This is a genomic window from Chromobacterium amazonense (assembly GCF_001855565.1).
Lineage (GTDB): Bacteria > Pseudomonadota > Gammaproteobacteria > Burkholderiales > Chromobacteriaceae > Chromobacterium > Chromobacterium amazonense.
This window is the reverse complement of record NZ_MKCR01000003.1, coordinates 102,335-121,885: the sequence shown is the minus strand read 5'-3', so window position 1 is coordinate 121,885 and position 19,551 is coordinate 102,335. Positions and strand designations below refer to the sequence as shown.

Annotated in this window: 17 protein-coding genes; 3 read left to right on the top strand and 14 right to left on the bottom strand. The window is 61.9% G+C overall.

All coding sequences use genetic code 11. The features are described 5' to 3' along the window. Positions 1–12: 12 nt before the first annotated feature. From BI343_RS02490 to BI343_RS02440, 11 genes are all read right to left on the bottom strand, one after another. Entirely contained in the window at positions 13–498 is a 486-nt protein-coding gene (locus tag BI343_RS02490) for an OmpH/Skp family outer membrane protein (protein ID WP_043624959.1), read from the bottom strand. Positions 499–519: 21 nt separating this feature from the next. Next, a complete protein-coding gene (bamA, locus tag BI343_RS02485; protein WP_071108526.1) occupies positions 520–2,835 on the bottom strand; it encodes an outer membrane protein assembly factor BamA in 2,316 nt (771 codons plus the stop codon). A 9-nt stretch (positions 2,836–2,844) separates the two neighbouring features. Then, entirely contained in the window at positions 2,845–4,188 is a 1,344-nt protein-coding gene (gene rseP / locus BI343_RS02480; RefSeq protein WP_071108525.1) for an RIP metalloprotease RseP, read from the bottom strand. Continuing rightward, a complete protein-coding gene (gene ispC, locus BI343_RS02475) occupies positions 4,182–5,366 on the bottom strand; it encodes a 1-deoxy-D-xylulose-5-phosphate reductoisomerase (protein ID WP_071108524.1) in 1,185 nt (394 codons plus the stop codon). The genes rseP and ispC overlap by 7 nt, the downstream gene beginning before the upstream one ends. Positions 5,367–5,381: 15 nt before the next feature. Then, positions 5,382–6,188 carry a phosphatidate cytidylyltransferase gene (locus BI343_RS02470; RefSeq protein WP_071108523.1) on the bottom strand — a complete coding sequence of 269 codons (807 nt, stop codon included), beginning with the start codon at positions 6,186–6,188 and terminating at the stop codon, positions 5,382–5,384. Between the two features lie 6 nt (positions 6,189–6,194). Next, a complete protein-coding gene (locus BI343_RS02465) occupies positions 6,195–6,950 on the bottom strand; it encodes an undecaprenyl pyrophosphate synthase (RefSeq protein WP_071108522.1) in 756 nt (251 codons plus the stop codon). A 10-nt stretch (positions 6,951–6,960) separates the two neighbouring features. Next, complete coding sequence (gene frr / locus BI343_RS02460; RefSeq protein WP_043624975.1) at positions 6,961–7,518, bottom strand: ribosome recycling factor; 558 nt, start codon at positions 7,516–7,518, stop codon at positions 6,961–6,963. 77 nt (positions 7,519–7,595) lie between these two features. Next, on the bottom strand, positions 7,596–8,315 hold the full coding sequence (gene pyrH / locus BI343_RS02455) for a UMP kinase (protein ID WP_071108521.1): 720 nt from the start codon (positions 8,313–8,315) through the stop codon (positions 7,596–7,598). 91 nt (positions 8,316–8,406) lie between these two features. Further along, the gene (tsf, locus tag BI343_RS02450) at positions 8,407–9,273 is read right to left on the bottom strand and encodes a translation elongation factor Ts (protein ID WP_043624982.1); all 867 of its coding nucleotides are present in this window, start codon (positions 9,271–9,273) and stop codon (positions 8,407–8,409) included. A gap of 72 nt (positions 9,274–9,345) precedes the next feature. Further along, positions 9,346–10,077, bottom strand: a complete 732-nt coding sequence (gene rpsB, locus BI343_RS02445) for a 30S ribosomal protein S2 (RefSeq protein WP_043624984.1) — start codon at positions 10,075–10,077, stop codon at positions 9,346–9,348. A 160-nt stretch (positions 10,078–10,237) separates the two neighbouring features. Then, complete coding sequence (locus tag BI343_RS02440; protein ID WP_071108520.1) at positions 10,238–10,426, bottom strand: hypothetical protein; 189 nt, start codon at positions 10,424–10,426, stop codon at positions 10,238–10,240. A gap of 52 nt (positions 10,427–10,478) precedes the next feature. On the opposite strand from BI343_RS02440, the gene BI343_RS02435 reads away from it, so the two are divergent. Both BI343_RS02435 and BI343_RS02430 read left to right on the top strand, forming a co-directional pair. Continuing rightward, positions 10,479–11,537: an NAD(P)H-dependent flavin oxidoreductase gene (locus BI343_RS02435; RefSeq protein WP_339375036.1), complete on the top strand. Its 1,059-nt coding sequence runs from the start codon at positions 10,479–10,481 to the stop codon at positions 11,535–11,537. Between the two features lie 422 nt (positions 11,538–11,959). Beyond that, positions 11,960–13,762 (top strand): hypothetical protein, encoded by a 1,803-nt coding sequence (locus tag BI343_RS02430; RefSeq protein WP_139165615.1) that lies wholly within the window; start codon positions 11,960–11,962, stop codon positions 13,760–13,762. Here BI343_RS02430 and nrdG read toward each other — a convergent pair whose 3' ends face one another. The 3 genes from nrdG to typA all read right to left on the bottom strand — a co-directional run bounded on the left by nrdG (position 13,763) and on the right by typA (position 18,419). Continuing rightward, positions 13,763–14,209, bottom strand: a complete 447-nt coding sequence (gene nrdG, locus BI343_RS02425) for an anaerobic ribonucleoside-triphosphate reductase activating protein (protein WP_071108613.1) — start codon at positions 14,207–14,209, stop codon at positions 13,763–13,765. It lies immediately after the preceding gene. A 7-nt stretch (positions 14,210–14,216) separates the two neighbouring features. After that, complete coding sequence (gene nrdD, locus BI343_RS02420) at positions 14,217–16,355, bottom strand: anaerobic ribonucleoside-triphosphate reductase (protein ID WP_071108517.1); 2,139 nt, start codon at positions 16,353–16,355, stop codon at positions 14,217–14,219. A 246-nt stretch (positions 16,356–16,601) separates the two neighbouring features. Continuing rightward, a complete protein-coding gene (gene typA, locus BI343_RS02415; protein ID WP_043629285.1) occupies positions 16,602–18,419 on the bottom strand; it encodes a translational GTPase TypA in 1,818 nt (605 codons plus the stop codon). Between the two features lie 222 nt (positions 18,420–18,641). Here typA and BI343_RS02410 point away from each other — a divergent pair, with 222 nt between their 5' ends. After that, entirely contained in the window at positions 18,642–19,514 is an 873-nt protein-coding gene (locus tag BI343_RS02410) for a hypothetical protein (protein WP_071108516.1), read from the top strand. The last annotated feature ends 37 nt before the right edge of the window (positions 19,515–19,551 follow it).

Genomic DNA, 19,551 nt, shown 5'->3' with positions numbered 1-19,551 from the left:
CGGTTTAAACGATTACTTGTCCAGTTCTTTGAGCACTTGCGGCGTGAGATCGAACTTGGGGTTGATGTACACCGCGTCCTGCAGGATCAGGTCGTAGTTCTCGCGCTGGGCGATCTCCTTGACCACGCGGTTGGCCCGTTCGGTCACGCCGGCGAACTCTTCGTTGCGCCGCTGGTTGTAATCCTCGGCCAGCTCGCGCGACTTGGCGCGGTAATCGCGGTCCAGGCTGGCGTATTCGCGCTCAAAACGCTTGCGATCATCCTGCGACAGGCTATTGCCTCCGAGCTGGGACTCCAAATCCTTGGCCCGCGTTTCCATCTTTTTCAACTCTTCGCGTCGATCCGAGAACTCTTTGTCGAGCTTCTTGTAGATGGCTATGGACGCGCCGGCCTCGCGGTAAATCCGCTCGACGTTGATGTAGCCGAGCTTGAAGTCGGCGGCATGCACCGGCATGGCCGCAACGCTCAACATAGCCAGCCACCATTTCCATGCTTTCATGATTGCGTCCTCGGATAGCGTTTAGAAGGTGGTGCCCATTTGGAACTGGAAGCGCTGAAGCTTGTCGTTCGGCTCCTTCTTCAGCGGATTGGCAAGACTGAACTTCATCGGTCCCATCGGCGACAGCCAAGTCAGCGCCAAACCGGCGGAGTAACGCAGGCCATCGCTCACCGAGCTGTGAATCCCCGCGGCGTTCTGCTGGCTGGTCAGATTGGTGTTCCACAGCGTGCCGACGTCGACGAAGGCGCTCAGACGCACGGATTTATTATCCTTCAAGCCAGGCATCGGGAACAGGATTTCCGCATTGGCCACCGCCTTGCGGTTGCCGCCCAGATAGGAATTGGCTACGGAATCATACGGTCCGATACTGCTGGTATCATAGCCGCGCACCGAACCCAGGCCGCCCATGTAGAAGTTCTGGAAGAACGGCAGCACCTTGGTCTTGCCGTAACCGTCGGCATAGCCCAGCTCGCCGTTCAGCATCAGCGTGAAGTCCTTGGACAGCGGGAAGTACCAGGTCTGCTGGTGCGTCAGACGGTAATATTGCAGCGAACCGCCCGGCAGACCGGCATCGGCATTGACGCGGATGGTAGCGCCGCGTGTCGGCCACAAGGCGCTGTCGCGGGTGTCGCGGCTCCAGCCCACCGTGCCGAGTATGGTGTAATTGCTGCTGCCATACTGGTTGACGAAGTCGATGTACTGCTGCGGGCTGTTGCTGTAGGTGGTGATGTCGGTCTTTTCCGCGCCCAACGTGAAGTTGATGCGGTCGTACTCGGTGATCGGCACCCCAAAGCGCACATCGGCGCCTATCGTGCCGGTCTTGTATGCCGAGATAGAGGTCGCGTCCGGGTTGTAGACGCGGTCGTACACGTCATAGCCCAGGCTGACGCCATCCGGCGTGAAGTACGGATCGGTGAACGACAGCGAGTAGTTCTTGTTGACCTTGCCGGTGGACATGCCCAGCGACATGTATTTGCCGGAACCGAAGATATTGCTTTGCGAGATGTTGGCGCCGATCACCAGGCCTTCGCCCTGCACGTAACCCAGGCTGCCGGAGATGCTGCCGGTGGAGCGTTCCTTCAGGCTGATGTTCATGTCCACCTGATCCGGCGCGTCCGGCACGGCAGGCGTTTCCACGTTCACATCTTCGAAGTAGCCCAGGCCGTCCAGGCGCTCCTTGCTGCGCTTGACGTCGGCGGCGTTGTACGGCGCGCCTTCCATCTGGCGCAATTCGCGGCGAATCACTTCATCGCGCGTCTTGTTGTTGCCGGCCACATTGACGCGGCGGACATAGGTCTTGCGGCCCGGATCGACGAAGAAGGTGAAGCCGGCGGTCTGCTTGTCGTGATCGATATCCGGCAGCACATTTACGTTGGCGAAGGCGTAACCGGCCTCGCCAAGGCGGTCGCTGATCGCCTTGACCGCCTCAGTCACTTTCTCATTATTGAAAGTGTCGCCGTTCTTGATGCTGATCAGCTTGCGCAGCTCCGGCTCCGCCACTTTCAGATCGCCGGCCAGGCGCACGTCGGACACGGTGAACTTCTTGCCCTCATGCACATTGATGATCAAGTACATGCTCTGCTTGTCCGGGCTGATCGAAACTTGCGACGAGTCGATGCCGAACTCCATATAGCCCTGGTTCTGGTAGAAGGCCTTGAGCTTCTCCAGATCGCCTGTCAGTTTCTGCTTGGAATACTGATCGTCCTTCGTGATCCATGACAACCAGCCGCCAGTGGTCAGGCTGAACTCATCCAGCAGCTTGGACTGCGAGAAAGCGTTGGCGCCGACGATGCGGATTTCCTTGATGCGCGCGGTCACGCCCTCGTTGATGTCCAGCGTCACCGACACACGGTTGCGCTCCAACTTGGTGACGGACGGCGTGATCTCCACCGAATACTTGCCGCGGCTGTAATACTGGCGCTTCAATTCCTGCACCGCGCCATCCAGCAAGGCCTGGTCAAAGATCAGCGACTCGGCGAAACCGTTGTCCTTCAGCGCCTTTTTCAGTTGATCCTTGCTGAATTCCTTGGCGCCGTTGATGTTGAGCTGAGTGATCACCGGGCGCTCCGCCACGGTGACGATCAGGGTGGCGCCGCGGCTTTCCACGCGCACGTCGTTGAAGAAACCGGTGTTGAACAGCGCCTTGATCGATTCCTGCGCCTTGGCATCGGTAAAGGTGTCGCCCACCTTGACCGGCAGATAGTTGAAGACCGTGCCCGGCTCGGTACGCTGCAGGCCCTCAACACGAATATCCTTGATGACGAAAGGATCAGCAGCCATCGCAGTGGAGGCCATGGATAGGCCCAGCACGGCCGCTGAAAGTAGCTTCAATTTCATAGGTACGTTTTAACCCCCAAATAGGCGGCTGAAATCATTCAGCATGGCAAACGCCATCAAAGACGCCAGCAATATGAAACCAATTTTTTGTCCGAGCATTTGCGCCCGTTCGCTGACGGGCTTACCTCTTACCAGCTCCGCGACATAATACATTAAGTGGCCGCCATCCAGAACCGGTATGGGCAGCAGATTGAGTATGCCGATGCTGATGCTGATCAGCGCCAGAAATTCCAGATACGGCGTCAGCCCCTCGCGCGCCGTCTGCCCGGCCACATTGGCGATGGTCAACGGACCGGACAGGTTGTTCAAAGAAGCGTGGCCAATCAACATATTGCCGAGAAACTTCAGGCTCATCCAGGCGGTGTCGCCCGTTTTCACCGCAGCCTGCTGCAAGGCGCCGAACACGCCATAATGCACCATGAAGCTCAGCTTGTCGTTCCAAGCCGCATCCGGCAACGGCGCGACGCCAATGCGGCCCACCATTTCATCATCCTGTCTCACGGCCTGCGGCCGCAGGCTCAACTGCATCGGTTTGCCATCGCGCTCGATGCGGATTTGCAAATCCGTGCCTGGGCTATTGCGCACCAGCTGCACCCAAGCCTCCCAGCTCGGCAACGGCTGGCCGCCGACCGACAACAGCTTGTCGCCGGGCTTCAAGCCAGCCTTGGCCGCCACGCTGCCCGGCTCCACGACGCCCACGGCCGGCAGAAAGCGCGCAGGAGAAAAGCCGGGATCGCCCTGCTGCAAGGCCTGCACCGCCTTGTCGCCAAAGCGGGCGGCATCGATGCGCCGCTCCGCCGCAGCGCCGGAGGCGTTCTGCACCCGCACGGAGATGACGTCGCCTGACATGGCGGCATCGACCAAGGCCAAGCGGATTTCCTGCCAGCTGGACACCGCGCGTCCAGCCACGCTGACCACCCGGTCGCCATCGCGAAATCCCGCCGCGGCCGCCGGCGTCTGCGCCACCACGGTGCCGATCAGCGGCTTCAGCTGCGGCACGCCCTGGGCAATCACGCCCCAGTACAACAAGACGGCCAGCAGCAGATTCGCCAGCGGACCCGCCGCAACGATGGCGATGCGCTTGAGCACATGCTGGTTGTTGAAGGCGCGGGACCGTTCCTCCGGATCGACATAGCCTTCACGCTCATCCAGCATCTTGACGTAGCCGCCCAGCGGAATCGGGCAGATCACCCACTCGGTCTCGCGCGGCTTGAAGCGGAACAGCGGACTGCCGAAGCCGATGGAAAAACGCAATACGCGCACGCCGCACAGCTTGGCTACCCAATAGTGGCCAAGCTCGTGAAACGTCACCAACACGCCTATCGCCAGCAGGAACGCGAATACGGTCAACATAAGGCCACCCTCTGCTCCGCGTAGCGCCTGGCCTCGGCATCGCGCGCCAGCAATCCGGCCAGCGAATCGCTGGCTGCAGCCGGGACGCCGGACAAGGTGTCAGCCACGACGCGCGGGATGTCGATAAAACGAATCCGCCCTTCCAGGAAGGCGGCCACCGCCACCTCATTGGCGGCATTCAACACGGCAGGCGCGTCGCCGCCGGATTCCAGCGCATCGAAAGCAAGTTGGAGACACGGGAAACGCCGCATATCAGGTTTCTCGAAGGTCAGATCGCCCATGGCGAAGAAATCCAACGACTCCACGCCGGCGTCTATGCGCTCCGGCCACGCCAATGCGCACGCGATGGGCGTTCGCATATCGGGAGAGCCCAGTTGCGCCATGACCGAACCATCCCGATATTGCACCATGGAGTGGATCACGCTCTGCGGATGCACCACCACGTCGATGCGGCTCGGCGGCACATTGAACAGCCAGCGAGCCTCTATGACTTCCAGACCCTTGTTCATCAAGGTGGCGGAGTCGACCGAAATCTTGCGCCCCATGCTCCAGTTGGGATGGCGGCAGGCATCATCGGGTGAGACATCCAACAGCTCGGCGGCGGACTTGTTGCGGAACGGGCCGCCAGAGGCGGTGAGAATGATCTTGCGGACGCCGGCGGCATCGGGCTGGCCGGCATATCCCGCCGGCAGCGACTGGAAAATCGCGCTGTGCTCGCTATCCACCGGCAGCAAGCTCGCGCCGCTGCCATGGACCGCATCCATGAACAGACGGCCAGCCACCACCAGCGATTCCTTGTTCGCCAGCAGAATCCGCTTGCCGGCGCGCGCCGCCGCCAGCGCCGACGGCAAGCCGGCCGCGCCGACGATGGCGGCCATCACAGCGTCGACTTCCGGCAGGACCGCCACCTGCTCCAAGGCCTGAGCGCCAAACAGCACCTCGCCCGCCAAGCCGGCATCGGCCAGGCGCAGACGCAATTGCGCAGCGGATTCGGCATCGGCCACTACCAGATAATCTGGATGAAAACGACTTGCCTGCTCGAACAGTTTGTCGAGCTGGCGATGAGCGGTCAGCGCCACCACCCGGTAGCGCTCGGGATGACGGGCGATCACGTCCAGCGTGCTGCAGCCCACGCTGCCGGTCGCCCCCAGTACGGCAATACCCTGAGGTTTGCTCATGTGAACCTTCCAGAATTACATGCCGCCCAGCGCGCGCAGGGCGTTGCTGACCGCCAGCACGGCGATCAGACTGTCGATACGATCGTACACGCCGCCATGCCCAGGCAGCAGCGCGCTGCTGTCCTTGATGCCGGCCGAACGCTTGAACCAGGATTCCAGCAAATCGCCGCACACGCTGACCGCTGTCAGCGGCAAGGCCAGCAACAACAGCCCCCACAAAGGCAGATGGATGTCCAGCCAGCCAAAGTGATCGACCAGCGCCACATACAAGGCCACGCACGCCACAGCGCCGTAAACGCCTTCCCAGCTCTTGCCGGGACTGATCGCCGGCGCCAGCTTGCGCCGGCCAAAGGCCTTGCCGGAGAAGTAGGCGGCCACATCGGCCACCCAAACCAGCCCCATCACGGCCAACAAGGCCAGCGCATCATGCCGCGTCGGCTCCGGCCGCCACTCCATGAAGGCGAACCAGGCAGGCAGCATCAAGGCCCAGCCGAGCAGCCAAGCCGCTGCGCCCGAGGGTATCGGCCAACGCTTGACCAGCCAGGCCGGCACCAGAACCAGCCAGAACGCCAGCGCCAGGCCATGCACGGCGGCATGCGTATGCCAATGCCCAAACCAGGCGATCACCGCCAGCAGCGAAGACAAGGCCAAATAGGCGGCTTGCTCCGGCAGGCGCATCTTGACCATGCGGGAGAACTCCCACAGGGCCAGAATGACGATCAACCAGGAAAAGCCGCCCCAGGCGGCGGCGGGAAACAGGAAAAGCGCCGCCAGCATCAGCGGAAGCAGCACCAGCGCAGTCAGGATACGCGTTTTGAGCATGAAAGGTCAGGGTCGGTCGCGGCGCAGATGTTCCGGCAGTTGCTCGCTGGTGCGACCAAAGCGCCGTTCACGCTGCCAGTAGGAAGAAATGGCCTGCTCCAGCGCCGCGCGATCGAAATCGGGCCACAGCAGATCGGTGAAGTACAACTCGGAATACGCCAGCTGCCATAGCAGGAAGTTGCTAATGCGCTGCTCGCCGCCGGTGCGGATGAACAAATCCGGCTCCGGCGCCCAGGACATCGTCAACTGGCGGCTCAAGGCCTCCTCGGTGATTTCGACCGCGCCCTGCCGCACTAGCTGATTGGCTGCCTGCACGATATCCCAGCGGCCGCCGTAATCGGCGGCGATGCTGAGCACCAAGCCGTCGTTGCCGGCCGTTTTCTGCTCCGCGCGATCGATGCGCTCGCACAGCTCGGCGCTGAACCGTTCGCGCGAGCCCAGCACCTTCAGACGGATATTGTTGCCGTGCAGACGCTCCACCTCATTGTCCAGCGCGCGCAGAAACAGCTCCATCAGGAAGCTGACTTCCTCTTGCGGCCGGCGCCAGTTTTCCGTAGAGAACGCGAACAGCGTCAGATAGCCGACGCCCAGCTCCTTGCAGGCCTTGACGATCTCGCGGACTGCGTCCAATCCGCGCTTGTGGCCAGCCACGCGCGGCAGGAAACGCTTCTTGGCCCAACGGCCATTGCCATCCATGATGATGGCGATATGCCGGGGCGGCTCGCGCCTCTCCGGCGTATCCTTCCAGGATGCGGGAAACAAGAGCGACCCCTTACACAGCCATCAGATCGGCTTCTTTGGCGGCCAGCAGCTTGTCGATTTCTGCGGTGTACTTGTCGGTCAGCTTCTGGATTTCGTCCTGGCCGCGGCGCTCGTCGTCCTCGGTGATGGTCTTGTCCTTCAGCAGGTTCTTGAACTCGGTATTGGAGTCGCGGCGGATATTGCGCACGGCCACGCGCGCGCCCTCAGCCTCGCCGCGCACCACCTTGATCAGGTCCTTGCGGCGCTCTTCGGTCAGCATCGGCATCGGCACGCGGATGATTTCGCCCATGGACGCCGGATTCAGGCCCAGATCGGAATCACGGATGGCCTTCTCGATTTTGGCCAGCATCGGCTTTTCCCACGGCTGCACGCCGATGGTGCGGGCGTCGATCAGCGTGACGTTGGCCACCTGATTCACCGGCACATCGCTGCCGTAGTAGTCAACCATGACATGATCCAGAATACCGGTGTGGGCGCGGCCGGTACGAACCTTGGCCAAGTCGTTCTTGAACGCCTCCAGCGATTTCTGCATTTTTTGTTCGGCCGATTTCTTGATCTCGTTAATCATGTCGCACTCCCAATCGAAACTTCAAATAACAAGGCGAAAACGGCCATTGCCGTTTTCGCCTTCAGCAATTTTCAAACTCAGCAGTGTACCAGCGTGCCTTCGTCTTCGCCAAGCACGACCCGGCGCAGCGCGCCGTTCTTGAAGATGCTGAATACCTTGATATTCAGCTGCTGGTCGCGGCACAGCGCAAAGGCAGTGGCGTCCATCACCTTCAGATTGCGCGAAATGGCTTCGTCGAAGGTCAGGGTCTGGTAGCGCACCGCGTCCGGGTTCTTTTTCGGATCGTCGGTATACACGCCATCCACCTTGGTGGCCTTCAGCATGATGTCGACGTTCATTTCCATGCCGCGCAGCGCGGCGGCGGTATCAGTGGTGAAGAAGGGGTTGCCGGTGCCGGCGGCGAAGATCACGACCTTGCCCTCTTCCAGGTACTGCATGGCCTTACCGCGCACATACGGCTCGGCGATCTGCTGCATGGTCAGCGCGGACTGCACGCGGGCGATCAGCCCCGTCTTGGTCATGGCATCCTTCAGCGCCAGCGCGTTCATCACGGTGGCCATCATGCCCATGTAGTCCGCGGTGGCGCGATCCATGCCGGCCGCCGCCGGGGCCACGCCGCGGAAGATGTTGCCGCCGCCGATGACGATACCCACCTCTACACCAAGCTCCACCACTTCCTTGATCTGGCCGACGATCTGCTCGATCGTGGCGCGGTTGATACCATAGCTGTCATCGCCCATCAGGGCTTCGCCGGAAAGTTTCAGCAGAATGCGTTTATAGGCAGGAACTTGGCTCATGATGTCCTCGGTGTTGGCGGTTTATGGTATTTCAGTTTGCAAAACGGCACCCTGCATGCAGGGTGCCGTCGGTACAGCGGTAGCGCCAGGCTTACAGCTTGGCGGCGGCAGCCACTTCAGCGGCGTAATCCACTACCTTCTTCTCGATGCCTTCGCCCACCACGAACATGGCGAACGCCTTCACCGAGGCCTTTTGTTCGGCCAGCAGCTTTTCAACGGTCTGATCCGGGTTCTTGACGAAGGGCTGACCCAGCAGGGTCACTTCGGCCAGGAACTTGTTCACGCGGCCTTCCACCATCTTGGCGACGATGTCGGCCGGCTTGCCGGATTCGGCAGCCTGAGCGGTGTAGATCTTGCGCTCTTGCTCCAGAGTCTCGGCCGGAACCTGATCCTTGGATACGCACAGCGGCTTGGAAGCGGCGATGTGCATGGCCACGTCCTTGCCCACTTGCTCGGCGCCGGCGTAGTCGACGATCACGCCGATCTTCGCGCCGTGCAGATAGGTGGCGATCGCGCCTTCGGTCTGGTAGCGAACAAAGCGACGGATGGTCATGTTCTCGCCCAGCTTGGCGATGGCGGCCTTGCGGATTTCTTCCACTTGCACGCCGTCCACTTCAACCGCGCCCAGCGCGTCCACATCGGCCGGATTGGCGATGGCCACAGCCTTGGCTGCGGCGGTAGCCAGGGCGACGAAGGTCGGGTCCTTGGCCACGAAGTCGGTTTCGCAGTTCACTTCAACCAGCGCGCCCACGCCGCCTTCGACGTAGGAACCGATGATGCCTTCGGCAGCCAGGCGACCGGCCATCTTGGAGGCCTTGTTGCCGGACTTGATGCGCAGGATTTCTTCTGCCTTGGCGAAGTCGCCTTCAGCTTCAACCAGAGCCTTCTTGCATTCCATCATGCCCAGACCGGTGGCCACGCGCAGATCCGAAACCATTTTTGCGGTGATTTCCGCCATGCTTCACTCCTAATGTTGGATTACGTAAACAATCGGGTCCAAAAAAAGGGGCTTGCGCCCCTTTTGGTCCGCTTACTCGGCCTGAGCCGTTTCAGCGGCGGCGACGATCTCTTGCAGAGAGTGCGCGCGACCTTCCAGTACCGCGTCGGCGATGCCGCGAGCGTACAGACGGATGGCGCGGCTGGAGTCGTCGTTACCCGGGATCACGTAATCGATGCCGTCCGGGGAGTTGTTGGTGTCAACAACGCCGATCACCGGAATGCCCAGCTTCTTGGCTTCGACGATGGTACCCTTCTGGTAGCCGGTGTCGATAACGAAGATGGCGTCCGGCAGGCCCTTCATATCCTTGATACCGCCCAGCGAACGCTCGAGCTTTTCAACTTCGCGCTGCAGGTCCAGCAGTTCTTTCTTGTTGTAACCGGTTTCGCCGGCGGACTCCAGGATGGCGCGCTTTTCTTCAAGACGCTTGATGGACTGCTTCACGGTCTTGTAGTTGGTCAGCATGCCGCCCAGCCAGCGGTGGTCGACAAACGGCATGCCGCAACGGGCAGCTTCTTCACGTACGATCTCACGCGCTTGACGCTTGGTGCCCACGAACATCACGGTGCCCTTGTTGGCGGCCAGACGACGCACATACTCCTGGGACTCCACGAACAGCGGCAGGGTCTTTTCCAGGTTGATGATGTGGATCTTGTTGCGGCTGCCAAAGATGTACTTAGCCATCTTCGGGTTCCAGAAGCGGGTTTGGTGGCCGAAGTGAACGCCGGCCTCAAGCATTTGACGCATGGTAACGTTGGTGGACATGCAAAAACTCCTAAAAGGGTTAAGCCTCCATCCGCACAGACAACCCGTTCTGGAAACTGGTTCCGCCGGGCACCCTTTGGCGCGGATGTGCGTAGTTTTGATTAAAATCCCAGCCAATATGGCAAGGACGCAAGATTCTAGCACCGGAAAGCCTTCCGCCTCAAGCTTTCCGTCCCTGTTCCCGCTCCGCACGGCGGCGGCGCAGCTTGTTGCGTATCACCCATGCGACAAACCAGGTTGGCAGCACGCCCAGAAAGAAGAAAACCGCCGCGCCGCCCACAATGCTGGACTGGCCTACGGACAACATCAATACCACATACAGCCAAGCCATCAGAACTATCAGCGTCATAATTAAAACAACCGTTTGAATTCTGGAACGAAAACGTCAACAATAAGGCTTCATTGTAAACCAGCCATCCGCCGCCATCATGCACACCGCCATCACCCGTCTGCTTGGGATTGAACGCCCGCTACTCTGCCCCGGCATGAGCTATATCGCCACGCCGGAACTGGTCGCCGCCGTCGGCAACGCCGGCGGCCTGGGCATTCTCGCCACTGGGCCGCTAACCCCAGACCAGACGCGCGCCGCCATCCGCCGCATCCGCGAGTTGACTGACAAGCCCTTCGGCGTCGGCTGCACCTTGATGATGCCGGGCGCGGCCGACAATGCCAGGGTCGCGCTGGAAGAACAAGCGCCAGTGATCAACTATTCGCTAGGCAAGGGCGACTGGATCGCCGAGGCGGCGCACCGCTACGGCGGCAAAGTACTGGCGACGGTGGTCACGGAGAAGCACGCCGTCTCGGCGGAAAAATGCGGCGCCGACGCCTTGCTGGTGACCGGGCACGAGGCTGCGGCGCACGGCGGCAGCGCCACCTCGCTGGTGCTGGTGCCGGCGATCCGGCGCGCCAGCTCGCTGCCCATCGTCGCCGCCGGCGGCTTTGCCGGCGGCGAAGGTCTCATCGCGGCGCTGGCGCTGGGCGCGGACGCCGTCGCCATGGGCACCCGGCTCGCCATGACGCGGGAAAGCCCGGTGCATGCCAACACTAAGGACATGGTGCTGCAGCGCGGCGTAGCCGACACCCTGTATTCGAAAAACTTCGACGGCCTATGGTGCCGAATGATGGACACCCCCGCCGCGCGCCGCGCCAGCCGCAAGCCGCTGGGACTCATTCCCGCCGCATTCCGCGCCAGCGCGGTCGCCCGGCGCATGGGAATGCCGGTGCTGAAGGTGGCGATAGGCGGCATGCTCAGCCAGCCGCAAGCCTTGCGCCAACTGGCCCTGTTCGGCGCCGCGACGGAGTCCATCCGCCTGGCCATCCAGGATGGCGACCATAAAAAGGGCGTGCAGTTGATAGGCCAGGCCCAAGGCCTGATCGACGACGTGCCGACGGTGGCCGAGCTGTTCGCCCGCGTCATGGACGAAGCGCAAGCCTGCCGCGCGCGGCTGGCCCAGTTGTGACTGGAAAAGACGCGACTACGGCTATAGCACCGACATCGCCCCCCTCGCCGCTCGCGACTGAAGCGGATCAATATCGCGATGGCCAATGCCACCAAGCCGGCGACTATGGCCATCGCCAGCCCATAGTCGCCGCCATGGGTCTTGGCCATGCGCGCCAGCAGCGGACTATTGACTGATGCCAGCTGATAGACCAGCCTGGGAAAGGAGGCCCGCACCGCCAGCGGCGAGATTTCGTTCAGACACCCCGGCCGCCAGCATCAGCTGCGTGAATGAATCAAGCACCCGCGACAAGCAAGCACGTTTCGCCATGCATTCAACATCGCTTTTGACTAGTCTGAAAACACCGGCCGCCATCGGCCAAACCGCGAAGGGGAAATGCAATGAAGGCTCAAGCTGCATGGTTTTGGCTGGGATGCTGCTTCATGCTGGCATCCTGTGGCGGCGGCGGTGGCGGCGGTAGCAGCTCAGGATCGAGCAGCCTGTCCGGAACCGTGGCGGTAGGTGCCCCGATGCAGAATGCCACGCTGACGGTGTTGGGCGCCAATGGCCAGACCGCCAGCGTCAGCGTCAATAGCGACGGCAGCTACAGCAACCTGGACGTCAGCGCGCTGACCGCGCCCTTCCGACTGCAGGCCTGCGGCCTGGTCAACGCGGTCTACACCTGTCATTACGCCGTGGCGCAAAGCGCAGGCACCGCCAATGTCACGTCACTGACCACCGCCTTGGTCACGCTGGCCAGCGGCAGCGACGCCGCCAACATCATGACCGCCGGCGCGCCGTCCGCCAGCGCGCTCAGCAGCAGCCAGCAAACCCTGCAGAGCGCTTTATCGCAAGTCCTGGCCGCATCCGGCCTCAATAGCGGCGCCGACCTCACCACCACTGCCTTCAGCGCCAATCGCACCGGGATGGACAAGGTGCTGGACGCCATCGCCGCCAATACCGGGACCAATAATGGCCATACCTTCGTACAGCTGGAGGGGCGCTTTGGCAGCAGCAACTTCTACGTGGACAATAGCGGCAGCCAATCCGGCAGCCTGAGCGACAGCACCTTGCTCAACGGGTTGGGCTTGGACCTGACCAGCATCAGCCAGATATTTTCGGCACTGAATAGCGCCGCCAGCAGCAGCAGCGCCGGCGCCTGCGCCACCGTGCTGAACAACAACGCCGGCCTGCTGGATCCGCAGTTCACGCTCAGCATCAACCAGCAGTCCCTCAATGCCAGCAATTTCGCTTCATCCATCTGCGGCTTCCTGTCGCAAGACGGCTTGCTGGGCGGCAGCGTCGCCAACCCCACGCTGCGCGATTGCGACTTCTCCGGCAGCGACAAAATCTGCACCGTCGGCTTCGACGTCATCAACGGCAGCACGGTGCAGGAAGGCGCGGAAATGGCGGTGGTGCTGCGCAACGGCGCAACGGCGTGGAAACTGCTGGGCCAGGCATCGCCCTATGAAATCCACGTCAACGCCAATGTGCAGCGCACGCTGCGAGTAGGCGTCAGCAATCCGCAACCGAGCTATTACCGTGCGATTTCGTTTGATATCAGCACCAGCGCCAATGGCGTCAGCAACGCCGTTCAATCCGCCAAGGTCTATCAACGCAACGCTGCCGGCACCGGCTGGGACAGCGCGCCCATCGCCACGCTCAGCAATGCCGGCTGCGCCAGCCAACCCAGACTGACCATGCAAGGCAGCAGTTGCGGCAGCACCTGGCTGGGCCTGGACGGCTTCAATAATGGCAACCTGGCATCCGGCGACGCGCTGATCTCCGCCTTCTTCCAACGCGGACGGCAAGTGAAGATCGACCTGTACTCCGACAATGCCTTCGGCAGCCTGATCACCAGCGTCTTCACTCGCGTGGATGGCGTGCCGCCGCAATCGTCTCAGCTGGCGGCACTGCCTTGGCTGACGCTTGACAGCGCCAGCCAGAGCGCCTTGGCCAACTACGCCAGCGCCCAAGGAGGCGCCTTGAGCTTCTCCTGGACCGGCAGCAATAGCGTCGTCCCGCATGACGCCTCATTCTGCAACAGCGGCAGCTGCAACAATCCCGTCCACATCGACCTGGGCGGCAAATTGGGCAGCGCCGGCAGCGCCAGCTTCAACCTGTCCGGCCTGACGCTGGCCGCCAGCGACTACAAGATGCTCGCTCTGTACGGACGAGACCGCAGCAACCTCGGCTTCGAGAGCAATTACGTCAGCTGCGTCAGCGGCAGCAACAACTGCCCCTGATCAAGCGCGCAGCTTGATCAACCGCTGATTATCCGATCCTCTCCAGGGCTTGCTGGTCGGCAAGCCCTGGCGGTAGCGGCCATCGATCAGTACATCGACATAGCGCAGAATATCCAACTCAGCCACCTCCTCATGCTGGTAGCCGGTCCATAGCCAGATATCCTTGTCCGGATAGCGCGCCTTGAAGCGCCGGCACAAGTCCAGAATCTCGCCGCGATTGGCCGGGTGCAGCGGATCGCCGCCAGACAAGCTCAAGCCGTCGTGCTTGGCGCAATGCGCCAGCAACTGCTCGCGCACCTCTGGCGTGAATGGCCGGCCGGCCTTGCGATCCCAGGTTGACGGGTTGTGGCAGCCCAAGCAGGCATGCGGGCAGCCGGTGACGAACAGCGTCACCCTTACCCCTTCGCCGTTGAGCAGATCGCAGGTGTAGTAGCGGTCGTAATTCATGGCCGCCTCAATGCTCGCCGCCATAATGCTTGACGCGCCGCATCACTTCCTTCTGTTTGCCCGCATTGAACGGACGCGAGTTGGGACTGCCCAGATAGCCGCATACCCGGCGCGTCACCGACAGCGAGGCGCTGTCGCGGTTGCCGCACTGCGGGCAGCAGAACCCCGCCGCGTCGGCCACGGCCTCTCCCATGAAGCCGCACTGGCCGCAGGAGTCCACCGGGGTATTGCTGCCGAAGTACGGCACGCGCTGCAAGGCGTAATCCCAGATCGCCTCCAGCGCCTTCAGATTGTGCTGCATGTTCGGCAGCTCGACATAGGTGATATGGCCGCCGTTGGCCAGCTCGGCGAAGCCGGTTTCGAAGTCTATCTTCTCAAACGGGTTGACCTTGCGGAATACGTCCAGATGGAAGGAGTTGGTGTAGTAGCCCTTGTCCGTGACATCGGGAATATTGCCAAACTTCTCCTTATCCAGCTTGCAGAAACGGTGGCACAAGGACTCGCTGGGCGTGGAGTACAAGGAGAAGGCAAAGCCGGTTTCGCGCCGCCATTGCGCGGCGGCTTCCTTCATCCGCGCCACCACCTGGCGCTGGAATGCCTGAGCCTCGCGGCTATCAGCCGGATGCTTGCCGAACAGCAGCACGCCCACCTCATGCAGGCCGATGTAACCTAGGGAAATGGAGGCGCGCCCGCCCTCGAACAGGCGCATGATGTCTTCGTCCGGCCGCAGCCGCATGCCGAAGGCGCCTTCGGTGTACAGAATCGGCGCCACATTGGCCTTAACCCCGCGCAGCCGCTCGATGCGCAGCATCAGCGCGCGGAAACACAGCTGCAGACGCGGCTCCAGCAAGCGCCAAAACGCCTCGGCATCGCCGCGCGCCTCGATGGCGATGCGCGGCAGATTCAGGCTGACCACGCCCAGATTGTTGCGGCCATCCAGCACCTCCCGGCCCAACGCGTCGCGCCACACCGACAGGAAACTGCGGCACCCCATGGGCGAAACCGGCACCGAAGAGCCGGTGGTCTGGCGGATCAAGGCGGCGGAAATGATGTCCGGATACATGCGCTTGGACGTGCATCCCAGCGCCAGCTGCTTGATATCGTAATTGGGATCGCCCGGCTTCAGATTGACCCCATCGTCGATGAACATCACCAGCTTGGGGAATACCGGCGTGATGCCTTCCTTGCCCAGGCCTTTGATGCGCACGCGCAGGATGGACTGCTGAATGATGCGCTCCTCCCAAGCCGTGCCCATGCCGAAGGAGAAAGTCACGAACGGCTGCTGGCCGTTGGAGCTGAACAGGGTGTTGATCTCATACTCGCAAGCCTGAATGCCATCGTAACATTCCTTCTCCGTCCGCTCCCGGGCGTAACGATCAGGATCGGGGATGGCGTATTGCCTGGCCACATCCAGATTCTTGCGATAGCTCTTCAGCACATACGGCGCCAGCGTCTGATCGATATTCGGGATGGTGGTGCCGCCGTACTGGTGGCTGGCCACCTGCGCGATGATCTGCGCGGTGACGGCGCACGCCACGCCTATCGACTTGGGACTCTCGATCTGGGCATTGCCCAGGCGGAAACCCTGCTCCAGCATGCCCTTCAAATCCACCAGGCAGCAATTGGTGAACGGCAGGAACGGCGAGTAGTCCAGATCATGAAAATGGATGTCTCCATCATCATGCGCTGCCAGGATATCCTTGGGCAGGAAGTTGCCGGCGAACTGCTTGGACACGATGCCCGCCATCAGGTCGCGCATCACCGGAAACACATTGGCGTCCTTGTTGGCGTTCTCGGTGGTGGCCTCCTCGTCGGTCTTGTGCACCAGACCCATCAGTTTGGCGTGCAATTCGGAACCGCGGGCGCGCACGGTGTCGCGATCATGGCGGTACTCGATATAGACCCGCGCCACCTCCGGATAACGCCGCATCAGCGCATCCTCCACCCGCTTCTGGATGGCCGGAATGTCCAGACGGCCATCCCGCGCCAATTCGCGGCACTCGCGCTCCACTTGCGCAGCGATTTCCAACGCCAGGCCGGCCGGTTCCGCATGGCCGGCCGCCGCCGCCGCCCGCCGGCAAGCATTGGCAATCTTGCCGATGTCGAATTCCACCACCGCGCCATCGCGCTTGCGCACCTGAAGCATCGTCGCCCCTCCACAGTTCTATCGTCGGAAAGCGGAGCTGGCGCGCGCCGGCTCCGCAACGGACGTTATTGTGGCGAAATTCACCAGGCGCTGCCCGGCTTTTTATTCAAAATATGGGATAGGAGTTTGCCATCGATCAATATATTGTGATTTCAGCCGTGAACATACGCCGATTGGCGCAAAGGCGGCGCCCAAAACAAACCCCGCTGGCGCGGGGTTTGTTTCATGCCGATCCATCAATCTGGATCAGTTGCTTTCGATCTTGGCCATCTTGCGGCGCTCATGCTCTTGCAGGTAGCGCTTGCGGATGCGGATAGATTTCGGCGTGATTTCCACCAGCTCGTCGTCGTCGATGAACTCCACGGCAGATTCCAGGGTCAGCTTGATCGGGGTGGTCAGGCGCACGGCTTCGTCGGTGCCGGAGGCGCGCACGTTGGTCAGCTGCTTGCCCTTGACCGGGTTCACCACCAGATCGTTGTCGCGGCTGTGAATGCCGATGATCATGCCTTCGTACAGCTTGTCGCCCGGGGACACGAACATGCGGCCGCGATCTTCCAGCTTCCACAGCGCGTAGGCGACAGCTTCGCCGTTTTCCTGCGAGATCAGCACGCCGTTGTGGCGGCCCGGCAGGTCCGGCTTCACCGGCGCGTAGTCGTCGAACACGTGGCTCATCAGGCCGGTGCCGCGGGTCATGGTCATGAAGTCCGACTGGAAGCCGATCAGACCGCGCGCCGGAATATGGTATTCCAAGCGAGTGCGGCCCATGCCGTCGGATTCCATATTGGTCAGCTCGCCGCGGCGACGGCCGATTTCTTCCATCACGCCGCCCTGGTGATCGTCTTCCAGGTCGATGGTCAGGTTTTCATACGGCTCGCACTTCTGGCCGTTGATTTCCTTGTAAACCACGCGCGGCTTGGCCACAGCCATTTCGAAGCCTTCGCGGCGCATGTTTTCCAGCAGGATGGTCAGGTGCAGCTCGCCGCGGCCAGACACGCGGAACACGTCGGCGTCGCCGGTGTCTTCCACGCGCAGCGCCACGTTGGTCAGCAGCTCTTTGTTCAGACGGTCGCGGATCTGGCGCGAGGTCACGAACTTGCCTTCAGTGCCGGCCAGCGGCGAGGTGTTCACCATGAAGTCCATGGTCAGGGTCGGCTCGTCCACGGACAGCACCGGCAGGCCAACCGGCTGGTCCTTGTCGCAGATGGTCACGCCGATGCCGATATCCTCGATGCCGGAGATGATCACGATGTCGCCGGCTTCAGCTTCCGCAACTTCCACGCGCTCCAGCCCCTTGAAGCCCAGCACCTGGTTGATGCGACCAGTGGCCACCTGTTCTTCGTGGTTCATCACCACCACTTGCTGGCCCGGCTTGATGCGGCCGTTCAGCACGCGACCCAGGCCCAGGCGGCCGGTATAGGTGGAGTAGTCCAGCGCGGAGATCTGCAGCTGCAGCGGCGCGTCGGCGCTGCCGGCCGGGGTCGGCACGTGGGACAGCACGGTATCGAACAGCGGACGCATGTCGCTGGATTCCTGATCCAGCTCATGCTTGGCGAAGCCGGACAGGCCCGATGCGTAGATGATCGGGAAGTCCAGTTGTTCGTCGGTGGCGCCCAGCTTGTCGAACAGGTCGAAAGTCTGGTCAACCACCCAGTCCGGACGCGAGCCCGGACGGTCGATCTTGTTGATCACCACGATGGGACGCAGGCCCAGAGCCAGCGCCTTCTTGGTCACGAAGCGCGTTTGCGGCATCGGGCCTTCCACGGCGTCGACCAGCAGCACCACGCCGTCCACCATGCCCAGCACCCGCTCCACCTCGCCGCCGAAGTCGGCGTGTCCCGGGGTGTCGACGATGTTGATGTGCACGCCTTCGTAGTTGATGGCGGTATTTTTGGCGAGAATGGTAATGCCGCGCTCTTTTTCAAGATCGTTGCTGTCCATTACGCGTTCGTCGACATGCTGGTTTTCGCGGAAGGTGCCGCTTTGTTTCAGCAATTGGTCAACCAGGGTGGTCTTGCCATGGTCCACGTGGGCGATGATGGCGATGTTGCGGATTTGTCGGGTCATGTTTAGCGTTTCGGCTGGAATTCTGAAAACAGAAAAATCGAAAGATTATAGCATGCTAGCCCAGCCCCAAGAAAATTTCGGTAAAAACAAATGATAGTTTTATAGTTTCTCCATTAATAAACGGCGGCGGCAAAAACTTGAGGCCGAAAGCTCGGCCGACTCGTCGCCACCGGCTTTTGGCGCTACACTGCCGCCCATCCGGCAACACCAAGGACTCCCGACATGTACGACTGGAACGCGCTGTGGCATGAGCGCGAAGCCTACCGCACCGGCTTCGACATCCACCATAACGACGCCAACGAGCTGGCCGACGCGCTGCGCGCCAAGCTGATCCATCCGGCCGCCCAGCCCGAAGAAGTGGCCGTTTATGAAAACGACGATCGCTACATCCTGGCCGGCCACGCCGGCGGCCTGCAACTATTGGAAGTATTGAAGCACGGCCTGTTCGACATCACCCTGCGCTTCGTCACCGAGGACGAGGGGCAGAACGCGCCGCTGCCGTATGTGGAAATCCACGTCGACAATCTGGCTACCGAAGAACAGGCCGTCTGGCGCGGAGAAGCCCGGCTGGACGATGAGGGCCGCATCTGGGTGGGCAAGCGCACGCTGGATGAAAACGTGCTGCCGGCCATGCCCTTCGACGAGCTGTCCTTCACCGACCGCGCAGAATTCCGCGAGGCGCTGGCCCGCGTCTGGCATGAGGACTTGCCGCAGCTGCGTCCGTTGATCGAGGCCTGGTTCCATCACGGCGGGGCGGCGCCGGCGCACGAGGAGCCGGCCCACTACGGCGACGCCGACCGCGTGCAGCAGATCTGCGACCGCTACGCCGAAATCGTCCGCCGCGAGCAAGCGCTGCTGTCGCGCCTGTTCAGCGACGACGAACTGCGCCTGATCGCCGGCGTCATCGCCGGCATCCACTTCGACAGCGCGGCCTCCTGCCGCGGCGTGTGGCTGGCGGTGGAGGCCCGCATCATCGACGACGAGCTGGATCAGCAGTTCCAGATCAACAGCGAGGCCTTGCTCGGCAAGCTGAAGAATCTGAGCTACGCCCAGGAAGTGGCGCTGATCGAGGCGCTGTCGCCGCTGCAAGCGTGACAGGCCGGCGGCAGAGCCCGCCGCCGCGTCGAAATGG